The sequence below is a fragment of the Dolichospermum flos-aquae CCAP 1403/13F genome (assembly GCF_012516395.1).
Lineage (GTDB): Bacteria > Cyanobacteriota > Cyanobacteriia > Cyanobacteriales > Nostocaceae > Dolichospermum > Dolichospermum lemmermannii.
This window is the reverse complement of sequence record NZ_CP051206.1, coordinates 2,536,336-2,559,485: the sequence shown is the minus strand read 5'-3', so window position 1 is coordinate 2,559,485 and position 23,150 is coordinate 2,536,336. Positions and strand designations below refer to the sequence as shown.

14 protein-coding genes and 2 pseudogenes are annotated in these 23,150 nt (G+C 37.8%); 6 read left to right on the top strand and 10 right to left on the bottom strand.

The genetic code is table 11. The features are described from left to right. Positions 1 to 37: 37 nt before the first annotated feature. Complete coding sequence (locus tag HGD76_RS12605) at positions 38 to 1,225, bottom strand: RNA-guided endonuclease InsQ/TnpB family protein (protein WP_168695990.1); 1,188 nt, start codon at positions 1,223 to 1,225, stop codon at positions 38 to 40. A gap of 306 nt (positions 1,226 to 1,531) precedes the next feature. Here HGD76_RS12605 and aroC point away from each other — a divergent pair, with 306 nt between their 5' ends. Then, entirely contained in the window at positions 1,532 to 2,620 is a 1,089-nt protein-coding gene (aroC, locus tag HGD76_RS12600; RefSeq protein ID WP_168695989.1) for a chorismate synthase, read from the top strand. Between the two features lie 153 nt (positions 2,621 to 2,773). Here the strand turns inward: aroC and prmC are convergent, their stop codons facing one another. From prmC to HGD76_RS12585, 3 genes are all read right to left on the bottom strand, one after another. Then, entirely contained in the window at positions 2,774 to 3,673 is a 900-nt protein-coding gene (prmC, locus tag HGD76_RS12595) for a peptide chain release factor N(5)-glutamine methyltransferase (RefSeq protein WP_168695988.1), read from the bottom strand. 22 nt (positions 3,674 to 3,695) lie between these two features. After that, on the bottom strand, positions 3,696 to 4,460 hold the full coding sequence (locus HGD76_RS12590; protein WP_168695987.1) for a Tic22 family protein: 765 nt from the start codon (positions 4,458 to 4,460) through the stop codon (positions 3,696 to 3,698). A gap of 536 nt (positions 4,461 to 4,996) precedes the next feature. Further along, on the bottom strand, positions 4,997 to 8,497 hold the full coding sequence (locus HGD76_RS12585; protein WP_168695986.1) for a hypothetical protein: 3,501 nt from the start codon (positions 8,495 to 8,497) through the stop codon (positions 4,997 to 4,999). Between the two features lie 309 nt (positions 8,498 to 8,806). On the opposite strand from HGD76_RS12585, the pseudogene HGD76_RS12580 reads away from it, so the two are divergent. From HGD76_RS12580 to cobT, 3 genes and pseudogenes are all read left to right on the top strand, one after another. Next, positions 8,807 to 9,034 (top strand): annotated as a pseudogene (locus tag HGD76_RS12580) (helix-turn-helix domain-containing protein); the annotation flags it as partial. A gap of 64 nt (positions 9,035 to 9,098) precedes the next feature. Next, positions 9,099 to 9,809 carry a DUF2232 domain-containing protein gene (locus HGD76_RS12575; RefSeq protein ID WP_168695985.1) on the top strand — a complete coding sequence of 237 codons (711 nt, stop codon included), beginning with the start codon at positions 9,099 to 9,101 and terminating at the stop codon, positions 9,807 to 9,809. Positions 9,810 to 9,948: 139 nt separating this feature from the next. Beyond that, positions 9,949 to 11,049 (top strand): nicotinate mononucleotide-dependent phosphoribosyltransferase CobT, encoded by a 1,101-nt coding sequence (cobT, locus tag HGD76_RS12570; RefSeq protein ID WP_168695984.1) that lies wholly within the window; start codon positions 9,949 to 9,951, stop codon positions 11,047 to 11,049. On the opposite strand, the gene HGD76_RS12565 is transcribed toward cobT, so the two are convergent. Then, on the bottom strand, positions 11,046 to 11,393 hold the full coding sequence (locus tag HGD76_RS12565; protein WP_148761262.1) for a hypothetical protein: 348 nt from the start codon (positions 11,391 to 11,393) through the stop codon (positions 11,046 to 11,048). The two genes, cobT and HGD76_RS12565, sit on opposite strands and share 4 nt — an antisense overlap. A 706-nt stretch (positions 11,394 to 12,099) precedes the next feature. Here HGD76_RS12565 and HGD76_RS12560 point away from each other — a divergent pair. Continuing rightward, entirely contained in the window at positions 12,100 to 13,230 is a 1,131-nt protein-coding gene (locus HGD76_RS12560; protein WP_148761264.1) for an extracellular solute-binding protein, read from the top strand. Positions 13,231 to 13,377: 147 nt separating this feature from the next. Here HGD76_RS12560 and HGD76_RS12555 read toward each other — a convergent pair whose 3' ends face one another. Continuing rightward, positions 13,378 to 14,802, bottom strand: coding sequence for an LCP family protein (locus tag HGD76_RS12555; protein WP_168695983.1), 1,425 nt, complete (start codon positions 14,800 to 14,802; stop codon positions 13,378 to 13,380). A gap of 250 nt (positions 14,803 to 15,052) precedes the next feature. Further along, a complete protein-coding gene (locus tag HGD76_RS12550; RefSeq protein ID WP_168695982.1) occupies positions 15,053 to 15,433 on the bottom strand; it encodes a hypothetical protein in 381 nt (126 codons plus the stop codon). Between the two features lie 163 nt (positions 15,434 to 15,596). On the opposite strand from HGD76_RS12550, the gene HGD76_RS12545 reads away from it, so the two are divergent. Next, the gene (locus HGD76_RS12545) at positions 15,597 to 16,757 is read left to right on the top strand and encodes an AI-2E family transporter (RefSeq protein WP_168695981.1); all 1,161 of its coding nucleotides are present in this window, start codon (positions 15,597 to 15,599) and stop codon (positions 16,755 to 16,757) included. Between the two features lie 23 nt (positions 16,758 to 16,780). On the opposite strand, the gene HGD76_RS12540 is transcribed toward HGD76_RS12545, so the two are convergent. From HGD76_RS12540 to HGD76_RS12530, 3 genes and pseudogenes are all read right to left on the bottom strand, one after another. Further along, positions 16,781 to 16,978, bottom strand: a complete 198-nt coding sequence (locus HGD76_RS12540) for a proteinase inhibitor I4 serpin (RefSeq protein ID WP_168695980.1) — start codon at positions 16,976 to 16,978, stop codon at positions 16,781 to 16,783. Between the two features lie 163 nt (positions 16,979 to 17,141). After that, positions 17,142 to 17,240 (bottom strand): annotated as a pseudogene (locus HGD76_RS12535) (Na+ dependent nucleoside transporter N-terminal domain-containing protein); the annotation flags it as partial. A gap of 458 nt (positions 17,241 to 17,698) precedes the next feature. Beyond that, the gene (locus HGD76_RS12530; protein ID WP_168695979.1) at positions 17,699 to 23,110 is read right to left on the bottom strand and encodes a tetratricopeptide repeat protein; all 5,412 of its coding nucleotides are present in this window, start codon (positions 23,108 to 23,110) and stop codon (positions 17,699 to 17,701) included. Positions 23,111 to 23,150 lie beyond the last annotated feature (40 nt).

Genomic DNA, 23,150 nt, shown 5'->3' with positions numbered 1-23,150 from the left:
AAGGTGAGAGTCTTTAAGATAACTGATTTTGACATACTCACCGACCTAAAGGCGCGGTGATTCTTGACGCTTCACCGACTGATGCTACCGAAGTGGTCTTACTCTGTCTCTGCGCCCGTTTAGAGTCGTGGCAATGCCCTATCCCGACTTTATTTATATTTTTAGCAGCATTTTCGTCTCGGTCGTGTTCAGTCCCACAATTTAGGCACTTAACTGACCGAATTTTTAAATCAAGTTTACCCCATTTGTATCCACATTCAGAGCAAATTTGACTTGTTGCTTCCCATCTACTAATAACACGGAAATCTCTATTAAACTTTTGCGATTTACCCTCGCATAAAGCTCTAAATTGTCGCCATCCTTGTAGACTAATTGACCTAGCAAGTTTGCGATTTTTAACCATACCCGATACATTCAAATCTTCCAAAACGATAACTTGGTTTTCGCTAATAATCTTGGTAGATAATTTGTGTAAAAAGTCTTTACGGATATCGGTAATTTGATTATGCAATTTTGCAATTTTAATTCGAGTTTTATTCCTGCGTTTTGAGTCTTTAGCTTGACGTGCTAATTTCTTTTGAAGTTTACGAATTTTCTTGTCTAATTGTGAGTAATCAGGGCTTTGGGCTTTTTCTCCATCACTCATAACAGCAAAAGTTTTGATCCCTAAATCAATACCGATACTTTGGTTTTTAGCATCAATATTAACAGGCTCAACTTCTACTACAAAACTAATAAAATAGCGATTAGCACAATCCTTAATTACCGTTACAGAACTAGGAATAGACGGTAATTCTCTCGACCAAATTGGTTTCACGCTTCCAATTTTAGCAAGATAAACTCCATCATTCTTAATTAAAAAACCACCAATTCTAAATCGTGCTGACTGCTGATTTGTTTTCTTTTTAAATTTAGGTTTCTCAACTTTTTTACCTTTTCGCTTACCTTTAAGGGAGTCGAAAAAGTTTTTATAGGCAACGCCTAAATCTGCAACTGATTGTTGCAAAGGAATATTAGAAACCTCGGATAACCATTCCCGTTCAACAGTTTTCTTGGCTTGAGTAATAACTAACTTTTGTAAGTCGTTATTACTTGGTAATTTTTCTGCTTGTTTACAGATAGCTAGAGCATCATTCCACACTACACGCACACAACCGAACAACTGAGCTAAACTCTGTTGTTGTTGAATTGTCGGGTAAAAACGATACTGATATCTAGCTTTCATGACTTATTCTTTGTAAATCTGCTATTATTGTATATCATATCAATATACAATGCAATGAAAAAGAGTATATTTTTTCGATTAACTGAAGAAGAATTTACACATCTTGAAGACTACTGCCAAGAAAATGAGAGAACCAAATCCGATGTGCTTAGAGAATTGATTAGAAAATTAAGAATTAATAAAAAGCCGTCCTAGAAGGACGGGGCTTGTATCCCATTATTTTCGGTCATGGGGAATTTTTGATTTTTCGCAGGATCGCCCAACTCCATGTAAAATAAATATTCCGGTCTGTATTTCCTGAATATCATGGGCAGCACTTTTGGTCATCTTTTCCGTATCACTACTTTTGGCGAATCTCACGGCGGCGGTGTGGGAGTTATTATTGATGGTTGTCCCCCACAACTGGAAATTTCTGCCGAAGAAATTCAATTTGAGTTAGATAGAAGACGACCAGGACAAAGTAAAATTACGACTCCTCGCAAAGAAGCGGACACCTGTGAGATTTTATCTGGGGTGTTTGAGGGGAAAACTCTGGGAACACCAATTGCCATTTTAGTCAGAAATAAAAATACTCGTCCCGAAGATTATGATGAAATGGCGCAAAAATATCGCCCTTCTCATGCAGATGCTACCTATGATGCTAAATATGGATTCAGAAATTGGCAAGGTGGTGGTAGGTCGTCAGCGCGTGAGACAATAGGTAGAGTTGCTGCTGGTGCGATCGCTAAAAAGATTTTACATCAAGTGGCAAATGTGGAAGTTATTGCTTATGTCAAGCGAATTAAGGATTTAGAAGGTGTTGTTGATCCGAATACCGTTACTTTAGCAGATGTCGAAAGCAATATTGTCCGTTGTCCAGATGGCGAAATTGCTAATACCATGATTTCATTAATTGAACAAACCGGTCGAGATGGTAATTCCATCGGTGGTGTGGTTGAATGTGTGGTGCGGAATGTTCCCAAGGGTTTAGGCGAACCTGTTTTTGATAAATTAGAAGCAGATTTAGCAAAAGCGGTAATGTCATTACCAGCAAGTAAAGGTTTTGAAATCGGTTCTGGTTTTGACGGAACTTTGTTAACAGGTTTTGAACATAACGACGAATTTTATATTGATGAAAGTGGCGAAATTAGAACAGTAACTAACCGTTCGGGCGGAATTCAAGGGGGAATTTCCAACGGTGAAAATATTATTATCCGAGTGGCTTTTAAGCCGACGGCTACTATTAGAAAGGAACAAAAAACCGTAACTAAGGAAGGTGAAGAAACTCTTTTATCTGGGAAGGGAAGACATGATCCTTGTGTTTTACCCCGCGCTGTGCCAATGGTTGATGCTATGGTGGCTTTGGTTTTATGTGATCATTTATTAAGGCATTATGGGCAGTGTAAGGTGTTGTAGGCAGTGAGAATTTTATGGGGTGTTTATCTGGAATCCTCCTATCTAATAGCAAAATATTCTTTTTTCCAAAATCTTTTTTTGTCTCACGCAGAGTCGCAAAGTCGCAAAGAGGAATGCAAGGAGGAAAAATAGGTGGTTGCCATAGAATATTTTTTATTTGCAATTAGAAGCCACTGCAAAACGTTTAATTCCGGCTAAATCAGCATGAATGGAAATATTGATATAATTACCATTATTTTCCAACAATTCCCGCACCATTTCTGCCTGTCCTGTCATCATTTCAATTAACCACAGCCCACCAGGACGCAAATAATTAGGGGAAATATCAATTAAATGACGAATATAGTCTAAACCATCTGCACCACCATCTAAGGCTAAATGAGGTTCATGTTTGACTACTTCTGGTTGTAAGGTCAGTACGGTATTACTGGGGATATAGGGCGGATTTGATATCATGCCGCTAAACTGACCTTTGAGGGATTCTAGGGGTTGCCACCAAGAACCTTGATAAAATTGAATCCGTTCCCGAAAACCTAAATCTTCAGCGTTGGTTTGAGCAATGGCTAAAGCGGCTGGACTGATATCTACAGCATGAATAGTGGCGGTTGTGAATGCTTCAGCTAATCCTAGGGCGATCGCCCCACTACCCGTTCCCAGGTCCACCCATTGACCTGCTTTGGCTTCACCGTTAGCAGCAGTTACGGCCAAATCAATCAATATTTCTGTTTCTGGTCTGGGAATTAAGACCGCAGGGGAAACTGTGAGTTGAAACTTCCGCCAAGCTGTCGTCCCTGCAATATACTGAACCGGTAAACGGTCATCTAATCGCCTTTGCCACAATTGCTCTAATTCTGTTAAGGACAATTTTATGGGGATTTGCTGCCATGTTTTGAAAGACTCCAAACGCAGTGCCAAGCGGTCTAAATTAGCTATTGTTAATAATAGCCAATCTACCTCCATTGGGGATATGTCCGAGGCTATAGCTGTTTGAATTGCGGTTTTTCGCCATTGCCAAAGTTCTAATCCAGAAACTATTTGATTTGCCTTTAACATATCAGGAGGTAAAGATTATTTTTTATTTTTTTGGTTGATTTGGAACTATAGAACGAATAAATTCTATTGATTCCCGTGAGGGAAACAAGAAAATTTTATTGGTGCTGGGATCATTACTACTACTGAGTGTTTCAATCACTCTATACAAATCTAATACCTGAATTTCTGTATTCGCTGCTTCCTGTGGTTTAGCCTTTTTGAAGGCTTCTAAAAGAGCTACTGCTTGTTCTTTTTCAAAATAGAAAGGAATCAACCGATTTTTTCCCTGGGGAATGGTGAGATAGCTATTATCTTTCTTGAATTTTGGCACAAACAAAGGAATACCATTAAATTTTTTGTCTGGGCTACCACTGGTATTCAGCATAGTTATGGCCACATCCACTTGCTGTTTTGTGGGAACTAAAGTTAAGATTACATCAGAGTCTTTTTTCTTATTATTTTCTACTACTAATTTATAGTAATCGGCTAAAGAAATTGGTGTGATTTGGATAGTATTTGCTAACTGGGGATTTTCTTTTTTAAGCCGATTTTCTAGGAAAAGTTGAGCGTCTTTCTTACTAATAAAAAAGCCTATTTGGGAAATAGTTTTAGATTGATTTTTTTTGGAGATAACTACAAATTCTCCTTTGGGATTAGTTAGTGTAAAAACTGGTACTTCTTGTAAAGTTTTTACCACCTGTTCCTGTGGTAGTGCTAGGGCTTGGAGATTATTTATTCCCAAGATTCCCGCAAACATTACACTACCAGCCAAACCCAATGTTAAGCTCCAACGAACTAATAATTTCATGATCACTCCTCCCGTCAATAATTTCAATAATGCCAGCAACTAGACAAATTGTGAGATTTATGCACCAATCACCAGTTTCAGTTATATCAATACCTTGTCCAAATCGAAAAAAGTCTTGATTTGTAGGTTGGGTTGACGTATGTTACCCAACATGAGCGTCGGGTTGTGATGATATTATCATCTCTAGAAACTGAATATACGCACTAAAGTTAGTTTATTTTTATTTTTACTTTGCTATTCATTTCCATGATCCCACCCAAAAGCCTGAAAACCCTATTATATGTCTTCTCTAGGAAGAAAGAAGATCCTGATGTTTTGCCATTGAGTTCTCTATTTAGTGATCGCTCTAATGTATCTACAGCGGTTTCCGCTCTTATGAGGTACAAAGTTGAATCATGAAACTCTTGTAGTGCGGGCATCTTGCCCGCTAGATATGTACCTCATAACACCAGTAAGTGCTGTAACGTTCCCAAAAGGTCAGTTGTCAGGAGGAAAAAAAGAAGAAGTAAAATCCCCCTGCCCCATGCTCCTCTGCCCTATACTTGACTATGTAAAAGGTAACTATATGGTTCTTCTAGGGACTGCACGGTACTAGATTTAATGGCATCTAAATAACGTAGTAATAACTGGACTTGTTGTAAATTGGGACGATAGGAGAGATTGCCTTGCTTTTCAAATAGTGGTGGAGAGTTTATGCCTGCTTTGAGGGAATCAATTGCTTTGTAGTCGAGATTTTCCTGGGAGTGATGGGTCAGCCAAAGGTGATCTGAAGCCGCAGGAATTAAGCCTGGTGGTAGTTCACCTTCTAGGAAAGCCAATAACCGCTGTTGACAGATACGGGTATTGATACCACGACTTTCAAATAACTGCAAGACTTCACCAAAGGTTAAAGAACGGTTGGGCAATAGTTTTAGCAATTCAGAGAATAGGAAATAATCTGTGTATTGTTGTTTAGGTATGTCTAAAACTTGGGGATGCAACGGTAACATAGTTAAACCTAATGCAACTCGACTGCAATTAGGAGCGCCGTTTTCACCAAGGTATAAGTCCTGAATAATTTTGGCATTAGGCAATTTTTGCCGTAACCAACGGTTAATAGTGCCGACGGAAGCCACACCACCGCTGAGGACAGCTTGATTAATAGCTTCGGTGGGAATACCACGGGCTACTAATAATTTGTTAAGCTCTCGATTGAGACGACGGACAAAGGGAACAAAGACTTGACTTTCCAAATCTCGGCGCTGTAATACCCAACGTTGGTCGGCGAATTCTAGGGTAAAGGTTTCTTGGTGCTGTAAAATTAACTTTAATGCCAATGCTGCATCTAATAAGGCTTGTCCCAGGAGAGAACTTTCTAGACGTTGCTGGAGACGAATCCGTGCTTGTGTATCTGGTTCTCCAACTTTGGGTAGTACCAGTCCTTCTAAACCCAAATTAGAGAATTGCATTTGGTCTAAACCGGGAATTGAGGGTTGCCAATGCCAAGGATTAGCATTCGCTCCTTCATGATGAGATTGTCCAGGTTGGCGAAGTTGGCGGGATTTTGGTGGTAGTAGTAACTGACAAATAATATCCTGTTCAATGCCTTTACCAGAGTAGGCAAAATTGTGGAGCATGAAGTTTTTATGTACCAATTCTTCCAGATTTGCTGGTATATCTACCAAGGTCATTTCTACTAACGTTGCCCCAATATTAATTGCTAAAGTGTTACCTACCAGGAGATAATTGCTAGTTTTTAAAGCCTGTAAACCCTGCTTTTCGCTGATTTGGATAGATTGACCATTGGCACTGTCTAATTCTGGCAGTAAACTGGCGATCGCTTCTTCCACAAAAAAGACTTGTTGAGGATGAGAGATAAGTTCGCTAGTCACAATCGCTTCTCGAACGTTAAAGCGATATTGTTCAGTCCAACTGGAAGGACAAGTACAGATGACACCAGCGATATTCTTAATTACCTTGGAAAAAGTTGGTATATTCATTCCCACAGCATTAGCAATTAAAGCTGGTGTGGTACTAGTTTGACTAGCTCTGAGAGTTGATAGTAGCTTAGAGAGCGATCGCACTACCCAAATCAATGGACCTGCGGAAAACTCATTTAATTGCAGCATTGGTTCCCATTTTTGTCGTTCTTGCTGGTAGGGAACTGCTATTTGTAAATAAGGCTTTAACTGTGCTGAATAAAGATGAGGGGAAGATTCTGATTGTCCATTTTTCACCTGATGAGAAGTTGAATTCGTCGGTAAATAAACTTCTGCTGGTAACCGGAATGATTGCTGAAAGGAAGCATCACCACTTTGATTTTCTGCTGACCAATAAATTGGATAAACTACCAATTTAGAGTGATTTAATAAAGCCGCAGAAATTCCTGTCGTACCAATATCAATTCCTAAATACCAAGTCGTATTTAAAGTATCCTCTGGGACAAGATGATTATTTTCATCATTGGGAATTGAGGGTTGAGGACTGGTAATTGGAGTTTGCTCACTGGTAATTGAAGCTTGAGGAAAATCTTCTTTTTCTGCTTCTATATATGTCTGAGTTGTCAAACTTAAATCTACTTCCTGACAGTTATCTAAAGCTATATCCTGATTTTCGGGTTCTATGTGGGAATTATCTGATTGATTGATAACTGTTATTGGTACTTGTTCATGAGTCGTATCTACTAACAAATCAGTCAGAACTGTAATTGTATCCACAGAATTTGGTTCTGCTAACGTAGTGCTGTCAGCTAGACCAGGAACTGTCGAACTGTTAATTTCTAATGCTGATAAATCATGATTAACCACTTCAGAAGCAATGGATAAATTTTCATCTTCCTTCAGCAAAATATCAGAAGAAAATGAGAAACTTAGCGGTGAAGAAATTTCAGTATTAAAGAAACTGGCATAAAGTTCAGCTACTTCATCAGTATTTGTTAATTGTAAATCTTTTGCAGATTGTGTTGGCTCTTGTAACAACTCTGTATCCAGATCAATTGGCAATATTTCCGCAGCAGGAAGTTCTACAAGTACATCTTCTGAAGGTGTTAATTGTTCAACAACCGTGGACTCAGCTAATAATGGTGATGCCGCAGTCGGAAGTTCTCTAGATACATTTTCTGAAGGTGTTAATTGTTCAACAACAGAGGACTCAGTTAATAATGGTGATGCCGAAACTATTTCAGTGTTGACATCAGAAATAGAAGACTCATTAATCAAGACTTGTTGTTGTAAATATTGAGTCAAATTATTGAGAAACTTCGCCATCAATTGTTCACCTTGCATCCCCTCATTGTGCATTTTAGCTAATGCTTGGGATAAGGATTGATAATAGGCGTTAATATTCCGTTCTAGGGCTTCAAAAATAGTATTAACAGTTCCATCTAGAGACAGTAAGTGTTGATCTAAATTCCGAGCCAAATTTGCTAACTGTTCTACCCGTTCTGCTGATTCTAAAATAGGTTGAATGGCAGAAGTAATTGCTTCTAAATTCTGTAAATCAGGGTTAATTATTACCGCAGAATTTGATTTTAGATGTGGCACTAAACGACCCATGAGGACTTCTAAAAATTCAGAAATCATTTCGTCTTGGTTCGCTAACTGCTGACTTAATGAATGGTTTTGCAGTCGCTTTTGCTCTAGTTGCCTAATTTCCTGAATCAAATCGGCTCTTTCTGCTAACAGCCTGGATAATTCCGCTTGTAAAGGCTGAATTAAGACCATTAATTCTTGTTTGATTTGTCCTGTTTCAATACTACTAAGCTCTGGTTGATGCGAACCAGACTCAAATACAGATGGAACATTAACCTCTTGGTTAAATTGTGTCAAGAGAGATGAAAATTTTGGTGTGGGAAGTGGGTTTGTAGTTTCTGGTAGGACATCATCTTTTGATACTTCTTCCTCACTCAGTCGCACCAAGAAGTTATGCACTCGTTGTAAAACGTCTTTTTCCTGTTGTCCTTGGTTAGACAGGAACTTAGAAAGGCCTTTAGCTGTGTGAGACAGTAAGTGATCAATATCTGCAATTAGTTGGTGAATTTCATCAATATGGGAAGTCACGTTAAATTACCTTAGTTAAAAATGTACAAAATTTTAGAAGATTCAGGTTTAGGTAGTTTTTAAGCGCAGAGCGCAGTCTACGCGATTGTGTGGGGTTATTGACGCACTCTCGTGAGGGATACAGGAAAATCAAATAATACTTCTAAGTAGGTTGGCGTTAAAAATTGTCGTTATGACAAGGGAACAGGGAACTCTTAACTGGGAACAGGGAACTTAAACATGAGTTTTTCCTGTTCCCTCTGAAATTTTTATAACATAGTTGGTGTAATCTCAGACAATCTCTATTAAAGGTGGTTGTAATTTAATGGGTTGCGACAAGTTAACAGAAAATTGCGGTTACGGGAATCAGATAGTCAGTCACGGGTGGCGGATACGTTGCTATTTTTGGCAGAGGGGCAAAGCAAACAAGAGAATACAGGCACGGAAATTCCTAATTTACCCCACCGCGAGTTAAGTAGTTTAAGTGGATTGGCACGGGAAACTGTGACAAGAGTGCTGACAAAATTAGAAAAAAAGGGTTTGATTGTCAGAGATTAAGATAGAATTCATATTCCCGATTGGTCAGCTTTGGAAAAAACCATCGTTTAATTTAGTTGCCTGCATGAGTATTGTTGATTTGCTCCCAGAAGAACCAGAGAAAGATTCATCTCCTGAATCTCTTCCCCAAAGTCAATTACAGTACCAACCTCTTAAAGTTGAGAGTACCTTGAGGATGGTGGAAACGGCTTTTTTAGCAAGTACGGCGAGTTTAATTTGGTTTATTAATTTTTATTTTCCTTTGGGTCCTGTATTGCGGGTATTTTTTCCTATCCCTATTGCTTTGGTTTATTTACGTTGGGGTAAACGGGCAGCTTGGATGGCAGCGGTGACTTCTGGATTGCTGTTGTCTGTGTTGATGGGTCCATTCCGCAGTTTGTTATTTGTCATGCCTTTTGGCTTGATGGGTGTGCTATTGGGGGTGACTTGGTATCGTCGTGTCCCCTGGATTGTTTCGATGACTTTAGGGACGTTATTGGGGACTATGGGGGTGTTTTTTCGGCTGTGGTTTTTGTCTGTGCTATCGGGGGAAGATTTGTGGGTTTATGTGATTAACCAAGTGACAGAAATTATTGAATGGATTTTTTTAAAGTTGGAATTGTTAATGACTCCCAATTTATTATTAATTCAATTAGGAGCGATCGCTTTCATTGTTCTTAATAATTTTATTTACTTGTTTATAGTCCATCTTACTGCTTTGTTACTTTTGGATCGCTTAGGAAATCCCATTCCCCGTCCACCTCATTGGTTGCAAGTGTTGATGGATTATGAGTAGTCCTAACTATGATTTTTTTGATTAATTTGATGAAGATGATTAATTGTAAAAGTCATAACTATGATTTTTTTGATTAATTTGATAAAGATGATTAATTAATCAGGAAAATCAGAAAAATCAGAAAAATCACAGTTTAGATATGATTAATATTTACACACAAGTTCCCCAGGGCAAAGCATGGCTTCATCGTTATCGGGGTAAATTACCTATATTTGCCTGTATTTTGGGATTTACAGAAACGGGTTTAATTCCTGGTATTTCTGCCGCTGGGTTGACTCCACAGGATCGCCAATATACAGCTTGTGCTGATGGAGAATTTCTCTATTACGGTGCTGAACATCAACCCAAGTACCCTCTCCCTCCTTTGACTTCCGGGGCTTCTCCTGTGCTGATTTCGCGGGCGGTGGTGGCTAATTTAAATATCCCTGTGTACTTGTTTAATGCGGGATTACCCCATACTCCACCTGTACCATTAATTGATTTGGGTGGTGCGCCGGCGAAGTGTTTAAGTCAGGGTGCAGCTATGGATATAGATACTGTCAAACATTTATTAGCACAAGGATTGCGTTGGGGTGATCAATTAAGTTCTGAATTAAGTTCTCATGGGTATTTAATTCTCAGCGAGTGCGTTGTCGGTGGCACAACAACAGCCTTGGCAATTTTAACTGGTTTGGGCATTGATGCTGTTGGTAAAGTTAATAGTAGCCATCCTGTGTGTAATCACGGACAGAAATGGGATTTGGTGCAAGCGGGATTGGCAAAAATGCCCCCGTCAGTTGATCCTTTAGAACTGGTGGCCGCAGTAGGTGATCCCATGCAGGTGGTAGTAGCAGGAATGGCGATCGCCGCGAGTCGGAGTTGTGGGGTATTATTGGGTGGAGGTACACAAATGTTAGCAGTTTATGCTTTAATTCAAGCGATCGCTTACACATATTCTTTATCTTGGCAACCCGCAGAAATTGTCATCGGCACAACCCGTTGGGTAGCAGAAGATCCCACAGGTGCAACAGTTGATTTAGCCCAAAGTTTAGACAAAAATAGCATCCCTCCCTTGTTAGCTACACAATTGAGTTTTGCTAATTCTCGATATCCTCAACTTCAAGCTTATGAACGGGGTTTTGTCAAAGAAGGTATTGGTGCTGGTGCGGCTTGTATAGCTGCCTCTTTAAGTCAAAATTGGCAACAAAATCAATTATTAGCAGCTATTGAAGCCCAACTTGAAGAACTTAGCCGCAATTAATAAGCTCTCTGTCTGAGTAACTGTTCTTCCAAAGCAGCAATCCGATGATATGCAGCGGTTAACTGAGCTGTTAGCCGTTGAATTTGGATTTCTGGTGTTATTTGTTTATCTGTCGTCTGATAATTCATTTCTACAATACCATCTAACAAAATATCTTTATGCTTCAATTCTTTTAACTCAGGCACTGGCTGTTTCTTTTCTAGATAATGTTCTATGACTGGTAACTTATCTAAAGATGAATCTGACAAAGCTTGAGATAGCCGCATATCAAGCCTTTCAATCACTTCATAGATAGCATCAACTTTCTGGCTTAACGTAAGAATTTGTTTTTCTAAAGATTCCATTTAATACCTGCACCAAAAAATATTGTCTCTATGTTATTCACTTTACTGAGGATCTTCGATATACTTATGGATTATTTAACTTTTCATAAGACCTCGCGGTAAGTGGGAAACGAGCGCGTCTTTAGACCTGAGAGGGAAACGGCACGAGGGATTTTAATCCCTGTGGTATGTTAGAATTAAATTGTGAGTAAGAACAAAAAACATCTACGTGTTGAAGCATCCTAGTACGGAGAAATTCCGGCTCCTATGAAACAACGGTTAGGTTTAAGTCCTAACGGCAGTATTGACTTGAAAGAGCGAGTAATGGCAGGTTGTGGAGCGTACCGCGTCTTGGCTTAGTGATGGATTCTAAAAACACTGAAAACCATAAAAGTAAGCGCAATTTCGACACCTTGATTGGCAGTTGTTTTGAGCGTTTAGGCGGCGTTTGACGGTCGCAGCGAGATTAGATTGAGCTAAACTCTTAATTTAATTCTGTCAGTAGAATCTCAGTGGCTGTCTTCCCTGAGAGTGTCAACTTGTTTCAATACCTTAGCCATTTTTTGCAGGTTGGGTTAAGCGACAGCACAACCCAACGCATTTGTTGGGTTTCAGGGCTGATGCAAGCGGTAAATTTTTATTTATCTATTCTAGCTCAATATGTAAAATTGCCCCATCAAACTCAAGCTATGATTGAGGATGGCTATATTCACCAACTGTAAAATCAATGGACAGACGATCTTTTTTATTGGGTATAAGTACCTTAACACTTTCTCAATTGATCACAGGATGCGGAACAAACCAGCAACCCCCCTTAAATGTACAGCTATTAAAAAATTCTATTCCTGGTCAGGTAGTTAATCAGTTTCGGAAAACTGTAACTCAAGGGGGAAAATTGAAATTTACCCCAGTGAATCAGCTTCAGGAGTTATTTAAATTATTACAGACTTGGCAACAACCGCCAACTAATAATCAGCAAGAATGGACTCGTTATTTACCATTTAATCAAAATCAAAAATCACCGACTGCTAATTTAGTTACCTTGGGTGATTATTGGTTACAAGCAGCAATTGATCAAAAACTAATTCAACCATTAGCAACAACAAATATCAAAAATTTAGCTAACTTAAATGAAAAATGGCAACAACTAATTAAGCGTGATCAAGAAGGTAAAATTTGGGGTGTTCCTTATCGGTGGGGGAATACAGTAATTATTTATAATCAAGAAAAGTTTCAACAATTAGGTTGGAAACCAACAGATTGGAGTGATTTATGGCGGAGTGAATTACAAAATCGGATTTCTTTACTTAATCATCCCAGAGAAGTAATTGGTTTAGTTTTGAAGAAATTAGGAAAATCTTATAACACGGAAAATATCAAGCAAATTTCTGCACTAAAACCAGAATTACAAGCATTAAATCAACAAGTCAAATTCTATGATTCTCAAAACTATCTAGAACCATTAATTACTGGGGATACTTGGTTAGCAGTTGGTTGGTCTCATGATATTATTCCGGTAATCAGTCGTTATCAAAAATTTGCCGCAGTTGTTCCCCAATCAGGAACAGCAATTTGGACTGATTTATGGGTAAGTCCTACAGGTGTTAGTAATGATGGTTTAGCATATCAATGGTTAGATTTTTGTTTACAACCCAATACCTCTAAACAAATTGCCTTACTAACTAAAAGCAATTCTCCTGTGGACAATGCTATGGTCGTAGGGGATATTCAGAAACAGTTACAGAATTTATTCTTAACTGATGCTGAAATTCTGGCCAAAAGTGAATTTATACTCCCCTTACCTCCAGCAGTTATGAAAGAGTATGAAGATTTATTCATCAAGATCAAACAATCATAATTTTGGCAAGAAGAACGGAATCCAACTTTGCTTTTAATGATTCATTCTTGAGGATAATTGCTGATTTTGTCTCTTTGGACTCTAATCCATAACTGCTGACTTTTGTGAAATTTTAAGTTCAGTAAAGATGTTTGTAATCAATAGGGCTTACGGACTGGTGGAGTTTTGGAAAATAGCCTGGTTTTGAAACCAATCCTTTCCTATCTGGATAGTAATATCTGAACCGATATTACCAGTGCTTTCTACGCGTACTTCCCCAAATCCCAAGAGACTACGGACTGATTCGGCACTATCTCCATCTCCTTGTTGTGCCACAATGTGAGTTATATCCAGGGGTTGTCCCCAGGGTTTGGAGACAAAGATATTTTTATATCCAGCTTTTTCCAATGTTCTAATTAGGGGACGCAATTGAGAGCGATTGTTCCCTGTACTATCCTGAATAGCTACACGCAGATGACTAGGTTCAGCAAACGATATTTCTGCCGTCTTCGCTTCTAAACCGAAATGCTGCGTCATTACTTTAGCAATATTCCGCCCATCTGGAACCCAGTAGCTGGCATCAAACTCATGATTGTCGCTAAAGCGTCCAGGTAGCATTAACATTTGCATATTCGAGCGATTGATTTTTGAGCCAAAACCAACCAGCGCTACTAATTCCTCAACAGATAAGTTAGTATCAATATTTTCCTTAACAACATTGAGAATGTCTGGTAATTTCGTGATGGTTGTCGGGTTCAGAGTCTGTTCAATTAAAGACCGCAACACCATTTGCTGGCGCTGAATTCGACCAATATCTCCCAGTTCATCATGACGATAGCGGAGTAATTGCAATGCCTGTTCACCATTGAGATGTTGTTGACCCGCTTTTAAATTAATGTATAAATGCTGGGAATCATCCCGATATTTCATGTTTTTGGGGACATAAATATTCACTCCCCCCAAAGCTTCAATTAGCTTACTAACGCCCAAAACATTAATACGAATATAGCGATCAATTCCTACTCCACCTAAAAGATTACTAACGGTTTTCGCCGTTAACGCTGGTCCACCCTCTGCATTAGCCGCATTAATTTTTTTCACTCCATACCCTTCAATTTCTGCACGGGTATCTCTAGGCACAGAAAGCATGACTATTTTTTTTGTCTCTGGATCAAATTTGATCAACAGCATGACATCAGAAAGACCGTCAAAAGAATTAATTTGGGGTAAATAACTCAGATTTTTGCTGTCAGAAGGGGGGTTTTGGACATCTGGAGGCAGTACGCTCATCCCCATTAGCAGGATATTAACAGGACGAGTTAGTTGGGAAAATTGTAACCCATTGCCAGAAATACTATCCCCATCAAATACCGCTTCCTCCTGGGGACTGAGTTGAGCTTGTTGCAAAGGCGTACTTTCCCAAGAAACCGCCAACAACGCCCCTGCAAGTCCAGATACTAGGGCAATCCCACCCATACCCACCGCAAACCATAGCCACCGTCCTAATTTTGATGGGCGGTAATTTTGCCCTTTACCCTTATATTTAGCTTTTGCGGCTCTTTTTTGTGCTGCTGATGTTTTTTGACTAGTCACAGACTTCCTCTCACCTACGATTTTAAATAAAGTAAATTTGCCGACTCAATACATCCCCAACAAATCAGACTATAATAGCTAACTTCTCATCAAATTTGCTATAATAAACCTCCGAATATACAACAGAATTCACAAACCAGGAGTTAGGGGTGAAAGCCTTTTTATTAATCTTGAGATTTTGATTTCAAATTTATACTTCCGGCAATCTGTAACGGGCTGCGATAATTTCTATGATTTTCCGATTTGCTATTTAATACTTATGCCATAGTCGCTCTGCCAAGTTGCTAAATCCTGGTAAATGGGAAGATTTGCCTTGAATGACCCGGAAAATCAACCAAACACTGACTAAAAAGTAACCAGAAGTCAGAAAACTATTGAGAATTAACAAGCGCAGTGTCAAAAAATCTGTTGCTGCTCCAGTAGTTAACATGAAATAACCTAACATCCAGATAAAGGCCAAGGTAATAGATAAACGGCTGGCAGTAACTTGTTGCCGGCTACCCTGACGCTGGTAGAGAGTCCACAGCGAGGGAAAAAAGCCGATAATGGGAATCAAATATAAAATAAGTTGTGTTTTTGAGATATCTGTATCTTTTGCTGGCAATTTATCCATAGTGGTTGATGTGATCATAAACTAGAGATGGTGAATAATAGTCATTAAGTTAGAGATAATAACCTAAGTTGCTAATTAGGTAGGGGCAATTAACAATTTCAATTACCAATGACCAACTTCCATGGGATTAATACTTTGTCAAGAAGAAATTAATTTAGTTCTATAGTGTAATTACCTAAAAATGCAAACACGTAAGCTACTCAATTGGTGGCAAACATTGACACCTATAGCGAGATACTTAGCGATCGCGCTACTTGCACCGTTATTAGTTCTCAATGGTTGGGCTATTGCCGCAATTTTCAATTATTTTCACTCCCTGATCGTTATTTTAGTCGGAGCTTCGGTAATAGCATTTTTACTCAACTATCCAGTAAGTTGGATGGAAAATCACGGAGCAAAACGAGAGCAAGTAGCCATCCTCGTATTTTTGTTAGCATTATCCATTTTATTAGCTCTAGGTGTCACCCTGTTTCCTCTCGCCCTGACTCAAGCCCAACAACTGGTGGCGCGTTTACCAGACTTAATTGATTCAGGACGTTCACAATTAATGATACTCAATGGCAAGGCAGAAAGTGTAGGTTTACCCATTAACTTAGATGCTTTAGCCGCACAAATCAATGATCGCGTCAAAGGACAATTACAGTCCATAGCTGGACAGGTGCTAAATCTAGCCGTGATCACTGTTACCAGTTTGTTGGATTTCCTACTAACAATGGTATTAACGTTTTATTTATTACAGCATGGCGGTGAACTTTGGCAAAGTTTAGTAGAATGGCTACCTTCTAAATTTCGCGCTCCCTTTTCCAAAACAGTCCGTTTAAGCTTTCAAAACTTTTTTATCACCCAATTAATTTTATCAACCTGCATGGCTTCCGCGCTGATTCCTACCTTTTTATGGCTGAAAGTTCCCTTTGGTCTATTATTTGGGTTAACTATTGGAGTCATGGCACTTATCCCCTTTGGCGGTTCTGTGGGTATCGCTTTGACAACTTCCTTGGTTTCACTCCAAGATGTTTCTATGGGGGTGAGGGTCTTAATAGCTGCCGTAATTGTGCAGCAAATTCTCGAAAATCTGATTGCACCCCGAATTTTAGGCAGTTTTACGGGTTTAAACCCCGTTTGGATTTTAATTTCTGTCTTAACTGGAGCGAGAATTGGCGGACTTTTAGGAGTAATTGTGGCTGTCCCCTGCGCTGTTGTCATTAAAAGCATCATCAGCGCTATTCGTCCCTCAGCACTGAGTTTTGATCCAGAAGACTCTTCTCTGGATGATATAGCCACACCTATGACACCAGAAGCATCTCCAAAAATAGAGCCTAATAATTCTTTGAGTATTTCATGACATACTCATCCGCCATACTGCTCTCAAAGTAGATTATCGTCCGGTAAAAAGCCTAGTTCTGTATTGGGTAGATGAGATCTAGTAAAGACGTTATTGCTGTTATCTATCGGGGAATAAGCAAACGCACCTAATATCATAACACCAGCGGCTGCTAAAACATAACGTCTGCCCAAACTTACTCCATAACGTCGTTGCAGAAAATTGGTTGTGATAGAATTCATCCTTTTACCTCAATTACTCCAGATTTTCGGGTGTCTATTGCAAAAGACGTTGCTAATGTACTAATTGTTCACTATCTCATCCACAGATTCATAAATCCTCAATCGTTACAGTTTTGGTAACAACTGTTCCCTGTTCCCTTAGGAAAACAGCAAGGCATCATTAGGCGACTGTCCGCCAACGCACAGCTTGACGATTCACGGACAGGGCGTAGCATATACCGATGAAAACACAAATGCCTAAAAATGAAATAGCGCGTTCCATATTCAATGTTTCCATATTTTTTGCAAATAAGCTTCAGAATAACTTAATTTCCGATCATTAAGTGCCGAATTAGCTGATTTAGGCGGTATTTATCACCAAAATGCTGCTAGTACAAGGGAAGAAAAACAGGATATTTGCTGGCTTAATTAATCTTAAATATAAAGAAATAATTAAAAGTATACAAAACTTAAATAAATTGTTATTACAGAACTATGCAAATGGGAATAAAGAGTGTATATTGGTTTCAACTTCAGTATACCGAAAGATTTATAGTCTACCAATTATGAGATACCTCTGGTTCACAACAAAAATGAACCAGGGGTATCTGTGTTTTGGGGAACTGATAATTAGACATCTGGTAAAAAAGTAGAGACGTTCCATGGAACGTCTCTACACGGGTTTCAAACCACGCACATTTAATTCTCACCAAGTGTTTATTAATAATCATTAGTAATTAATTATACATTATCCAGTATCATGCTTATCTCTCCAACTTGTTTCTGTAAATCTAAATCTTGGTAAATTTGTAGACTCTGAGTTAAAAACTGATGAGCAATAACTTGATTATCAGGCTGATTTTGCTGTGTCCGTTTCAGGTGAATTTCCCCTAACAGCTTGTATGCTGAAGCTGTCAATTTTTGGCGGTTGTAATCTTGAAATATTTCTAAACATCCTTGAGCTATTTCTTCGCTACGGGCAAGATTTTCTAGAACTTCTACCTCTAGGTAAACACGAGCTATATCTAAAGCTTCTTCGGCCTTATTTACTATTTGTCCCAGTTCATCAAAATAAGTTAAGCCTTTGTGATAGGATTCCTCAAATAAACCAATCTTTTCCTGTATTGAAGAGTTATCAACAGGTAAAAGATGTAGATCTGCTGAGTAAAGTAAACTGAGTGTAGTGTAATCGTAAGCAAGATTTTCTTGATATTGTCCTAGAGTATTGATTTCTATAGCTTGGTGGATATTTTTCTCAGCTTGTACCAGTAACTCAGCAGCTTCTATTGTATTTTTGGTATTTTTGGCTAATAAGATTTGACAGTAAGCAATTTGTCGAAACCGTATAGCGACATCTTTCTCTTTATCTAATTGTTCATAAAGTTCCCGACTTTGTTCGTAGTAACTTATTACTTGTTTGTATTTACCCCAACTTTGATAAATCCATCCTAGCTGAAAGTAAGCATCAGCAATATTAACTTGGTCATTCAACTGCTGACGAATTGCTAAATCTTGGTTTTCACAATCAACAGCTTGCTGATATTTTCCCCATTCTCTATAGCAAACAGCTATCCAATACCACAAATCAGCTACATCTTTCTCTTTATCTAATTGTTGATAAAGTTCCCGACTTTGTTCGTGGTAATTTATTGCCTGTTCGTATTTACCCCAACCTTGATAAATCCTTCCTAGTTGATAGTAAGCAAGAGCAATTCTATCTTGGTCATTCAACTGCTGACGAATAGCTAAATCTTGGTTTTCACAATCAACAGCTTGCTGATATTTTCCCCATTCTCTATAGCAATCAGCTATCCAATACCACGAATCAGCGACATCTTTCTCTTTATCTAATTGTTCATAAAGTTCCCGACTTTGTTCGTAGTAACTTATTACTTGTTTGTATTTACCCCAACTTTGATAAATCCATCCTAGCTGAAAGTAAGCATCAGCAATATTAACTTGGTCATTCAACTGCTGACGAATAGCTAAATCTTGGTTTTCACAATCAACAGCTTGCTGATATTTTCCCCATTCTCTATAGCAATCAGCTATCCAATACCACTGATTAGCTACATTTTTTTCCTTACCTAATTGTTGATAAAGTTCCCGACTTTGTTCGTGGTAACTGATTGCCTGTTCGTATTTACCCCAACCTTGATAAATCCTTCCTAGCTGAAAGTAAGCATCAGCAATATTAACTTGGTCATTCAACTGCTGACGAATAGCTAATTTTTTGTTTTCACAATCAACAGCTTGTTGATATTTTCCCCATTCTCTATAGCAAACAGCTATCCAATACCACAAATCAGCTACATCTTTCTCTTTATCTAATTGTTGATAAAGTTCCCGACTTTGTTCGTGGTAACTGATTGCCTGTTCGTATTTACCCCAACCTTGATAAATCCTTCCTAGCTGAAAGTAAGCATCAGCAATATTAACTTGGTCATTCAACTGCTGACGAATAGCTAAATCTTGGTTTTCACAATCAACAGCTTGCTGATATTTTCCCCATTCTCTATAGCAAACAGCTATCCAATACCACAAATCAGCTACATCTTTCTCTTTATCTAATTGTTGATAAAGTTCCCGACTTTGTTCGTAGTAACTGATTGCCTGTTCGTATTTACCCCAACCTTGATAAATTCTTCCTAGCTGATAGTAAGCAAGAGCAATTCTATCTTGGTCATTTAACTGCTGAAGAATCGCTAAATCTTGATTTTTACAATCAACAGCTTGCTGATATTTTCCCCATTCTCTATAGCAATCAGCTATCCAATACCACTGATTAGCTGCATTTTTTTCTTTACCTAATTGTTGATAAAGTTCCCGACTTTGTTCATGGAAACTTATCGCTTGTTCGTATTTACCCCAACCTTGATAAATCGTTCCTAGTTGATAGTAAGCAAGAGCAATTCTATCTTGGTCTTCTAACTGCTGATATTTTGCTAATTTTTTGTTTTGACAATCAACAGCTTGTTGATATTTTCCCCATTCTCTATAGCAAACAGCTATCCAATACCACAAATCAGCTACATCTTTCTCTTTATCTAATTGTTGATAAAGTTCCCGACTTTGTTCGTAGTAATTTATTGCCTGTTCGTATTTTTCCCAATCTTGATAAACTCTGCCTATACTGAAAAGACAGCTTGCTTTATATTTGAAATGTTGAATTTTATTAATAATATTTAGTGCATTTTGGTAGTAATCAAGTGATTGTTCATGTTTGTTGTTTGATTTCTGACACCAACCCCAATTTCTCCAAAAAATAAATGATGTATTTGATAGATTATCATCAGCTATTTTGCATTTATCATAATATTCATTAGCTTTATCATAATTTTCTTTCTCTTCATAACATATAGCCAAAGACCAATAAATAAATGATTTAAGACTATTATTTGATTTTTGGTCTATATCTTCAAAAATTGTAATAGCTTTATCATAATTTTCTTTTCTGACATAAGACATCGCAGTGATAAAAATTAATGCCATTTTATAACCTTCTTCATGATTATGAAATTGACGGCTAATTTCTAGGTTAGGTGTCATTTCTTCACCCAGTTCTTTTACCAAATTTCTAATACTATCAAAAAGCGAAGATTCTAATTGATTAACAATTTCTGTTACATAATTATCTAATCCTAATGATTGACCACAAGCAACATACAAAATAGCTGTTTTCGCTTTAATCTGCATTTCTTGAGATAGACTTACATCATTAGCTACTGCTGTTAATTTGGCTATGACTTCACCTTTCTGATAAAATAGCTCAATTTTCCGTAATGTTCGCAAAAGTTGCTTAATTAGATCATTATCAAAATCATCATCTATACCAATGTAAGTAATAACTAATTTTTCAATAACATTTTTGCGGAAAATATTACTAACTTCAACTTCAGCAATAACTTGTCCTGCAAAAAATAAATCTTGCAAATTAAATTCTACATTCTTTAATATTTCTGCTGAATCATCTTCTGCTTTTAAGTAAATAATAATTGTATTATCAGCAACAGAGGTTTTTATTTTTATATCGCCATATTGTAGTAGAGGTTGATAATCTTGTAAATTACTAAATAATTGATCTATTAATTTCTTAACTTGTCCAGGCAGATGAATTCCGTAATACCCTAAAGACAACAGAATTGGCTCATTCCAGCGTGGTTCATGGAGATGTTGTTGAATTAGTTCTTGAATTTTACTTTGGTCATTATCTGCAATATAACGAGCCGCAAAATATTCTTCAAAGGTGAGGTGCATAAAACCATAAACACCAGGTGCGCGTTCCACAAATAAACCTGTTGTTTCCCTCACTTTCCGCAAAAATTCTCCCACAGCTTGACGCACTAAATCTGATTCTGGTTCAGCATCATTCAGTTCTGCCATTTTGGTTGCTAGTTGTTCTTGTACCTCCGTTTCTGTTACTAAACCAGAAGGTTTTTCTTCGTGCATCCAATATGCTAAAGGTGCTAAAAGTTCTACTACTTCAGTTTCTCTTAATACGACTTTTGGAGCATCTGGTAATTTTTTACTAAGTTGCCAATCTTCTATCAAAGTTTGCACTGCTAACTCATATAACCTCACCCGACGGTTAGGTAAACGTTCCCCATTGCGGTGAATCAGTGCCAAAATAGTTAACAATAGGGGATTTGCGGTTAAACGCTTCACACCTTCATTTTCTTGAATTGCGTTTAAAATATTTGCTGCTTGCTCATTTCCTTTTCTTTCTATTTGTTCTTCATTAGCATCTGGTTGTTGTGCTTTTTCTACTGTGCGACACCAGCGATATAAAAACTGTTCTACCTTTTCGCTGCTCATATCTTCAATCATATATTCAGCAAAACGGCTGCTTAATTGCACATCACGATAACCAGCAATGCGGCTAGTAATTACATATTTATTATTAGAAAAATCATTAACAAACTGATTAATAGATTCTACAATTTGTCTCCGGCTTTCTTGGTCAAATACTTCATCTAAACCATCTAGCAATATTAAGGATTTTCCTTCACTCATAGCAGCATCTAATAAAAATGTTGCTCCCTCAGTTCCCATTTTTCTTTGTGTTTGAAAATGAGCTTCCCACTGACGATAAAATTGGCGTAAATATTCAGTTAAAGTTAAATTTGGTTGTTGTTTTAGTTTCTCTGCATAATCAGCAATACGAAAGAAAATAGGCAGGAGAGTTTTTCCTAAATCTTCCTTTGCTTCCCCACCAATTACCGTTTCTTGATCATCCCTTTTAGCTGTGGCAAAATGCAGAGCTAAATAACGTAAAAGAGTAGTTTTACCCGCACCAGGAGCGCCTAAAATGACGCTGTAAGAATTTGCTTTTACTGCCTGGGATAATTCAACCTTTTCGGTAATGGTTTTGGTACTAGATATGGATGTGATTTTTTCTCGTACAGGTTGATAATATTCAGTTTCATCCCTATCATCGAAATCAATTCCTGTTCCTTTACCTCTACTAAAATTAGAGGGAGATTTTAAAACAGTTACTGCTTCAATTTCTCTACTTTCAGAAGTATCAATGATTTCTTGTCGTCGTTGTGCTTGCAGAGAAACATAAATCTGGTCAAGGAAAATATCAACTTGACGATTTACTTGCATTACCCCACTCATTTTGAGATAGGAGTTTTCAGCAATTAACCATTCTAAATAAGGATAAAGTAAGGGATTACGAGTTTCAAATTGTACTACCTTTTCTCGCCAATCCCAAAAATCCGGCGCACGCTGACGAAATTCATCTAGAAAGTTTATTTGATTTAACCAAAAAATTAATATTAAGTTTCTACCAAATAACTCTTCTCGTCCTAAGTTTAAACGCTGCATTTCTCTAACCAATCTATCTGCAGGCAATTGATCAAGACCAAATGCCATAATTAATTTACGTTCTGATTGCAGATTTTTATCTAAACTATATAAGAAGTTATGAAAAGAATTTTCACTATAAAAAAAGTTGTCAAAAGTAAATTTTTCTTCGCATTTTTTTAAATCTTCTTGTAGCTGTTGCACAACCAAATGTTGAGGACTACTTTCTGGTGCAACAGCAAAAATAATTGTTGTTCCACTGGAAAGTTCTAAGATGCTGACTAATTTTTCTAATTCTTCTTTATCAGCTTCGGTCAAAATATAATTGGAGTCATCAGAAAGCATAGTTAGCACCAGTTGATAATTAGTAATCTTTCCAAAATAG